Source organism: Niallia sp. 03133 (genome assembly GCF_052663225.1).
In genome coordinates this window covers 1-1555 of record NZ_JBQTCY010000032.1, presented here as the reverse complement: position 1 = coordinate 1555, position 1555 = coordinate 1, and the positions used below count along the sequence as shown (strand labels likewise).

Below are 1555 nucleotides of genomic sequence, written 5' to 3'. Positions count from 1 at the left end.
TCCGAACCCTCATAAAGACAAGTGTCTATTTTGAAAGGTACTTGCCGTACATTGAAGTAAAATGACCAGAGAGGATTGTGCTTTCTGGTTATTTGTCCTGCAGTTTCCTCCATTTTCTTGAAAATAAATATAAGCAGGAATTTTCTATAGAAGAGATTGGGGAAATACAATGGGGTCACTGAAAAAGTGAATGCTATAAAAAATTGGTATTGACAATCCAAGCAACGCAGAGTTTTTCGTTCGGTTTTCCGAGGCTTATCACACGCTTTCCGCGGGGCGAGCGTCGAGCTAATCCCGCAGGAGTCGTGCGGACGCCTCTCCTAACCAAAATGATGTTCGTTTTCAAATTCTCTATACTATTTTAACCCAACAAAATTTAAGCGTTTCACCTATAATTTATCTAATAAATCAATTTTTCATTGGCCTCAATACAATCAAGGGCTTTTTATATGTTAACTCCTAAAAGACTAAAAATCCATCCTTCTAAAATTAAAGGATGGATTTTTTTTAACTAACAATACTAATAAATAATTATTAATATAACAGATAATAAAACAAATAGAATCAATAATGAAATAAACAAATAACCTGCAATTCTAACAAATTTGGGAAAAGAACGGATATTATAGTTTTTTATTCCTATTTTATCACCTGTTGCTTTCTGTGCATTCGCAAATTCTTCTGAAACAAAAACCTCATCATCATTTAACATATACTCGTCATCTTGTTTTTGAGTTTCATGTTTTTTTATCGTTCCCACCACTTTCAGCACATTCAGTAATAAAATAATTATATTGTATTTAATTTACTATTTCAACGTCTGCATCTTTTACTACTTCTTCAGTATATTCGCTCCAGGTTTGTTCTAATTCATTTTGAGATATATCTTCATTTTTTTCTTGTTCTTCTTCAAACTTTTTTCTTTAAGGACACCAATTGACAAAGATTCTTGATATGCTTTAGGTGTATCTTCATTCCAATATTCTTCTTCACTTTTTCCTAAAGTATTAATATAATCAGACAATATTTTTTTCATTTCTTCTGCCTGAGAAGTATTCAATGCTTCTATTGAAGCTTTAGTTTGTTCAGCAAATGCTTTTGCTTCATCTAAACTCACAGATAAACCTTGTGATTCTGCATCCTTAACCAAACTAGTATTAGGTATTATATTTCGAATTATTTTCTTTATCAGACAAGGGTGGTTGCTTTGAGCTCTTCAATCAATCGAATAAGTTTTAGATCACCTCTCACATCGTCTTCTCCTCTTTCTACCGTTTAAATCCTACCCTAGCACCTCTTTTGCTTAACAGCAATAATGACAAAAGCTAGTGGGTTAAGTTCTTTGTTTCTTAGTTTATCATTTAAGAGTCTACTTCATTTTAAAAGACAGAATCCCATATGAAAATAACGTAGTAATCATAGATAAGTTCATATTATCGCAAAGAATTAATTTTATTAATTTCTATATCCCTGTTTAAAAGAACGCATAGGTGGAATGAAAAAAGTAGAACAAATAATAATAAGGTGAAGGGATGATATTATGAGTTTAGAAAAC

At 31.6% G+C, this 1555-nt stretch carries 2 protein-coding genes; both read right to left on the bottom strand.

What is annotated here, in order from left to right; genetic code table 11:
• Nucleotides 1-520 precede the first annotated feature (520 nt).
• Nucleotides 521-772 (bottom strand): hypothetical protein, encoded by a 252-nt coding sequence (locus tag ACTYBU_RS22405; RefSeq protein WP_445493251.1) that lies wholly within the window; start codon nt 770-772, stop codon nt 521-523.
• 93 nt (nt 773-865) lie between these two features.
• Nucleotides 866-1150 (bottom strand): hypothetical protein, encoded by a 285-nt coding sequence (locus ACTYBU_RS22400; protein ID WP_445493249.1) that lies wholly within the window; start codon nt 1148-1150, stop codon nt 866-868.
• Nucleotides 1151-1555 lie beyond the last annotated feature (405 nt).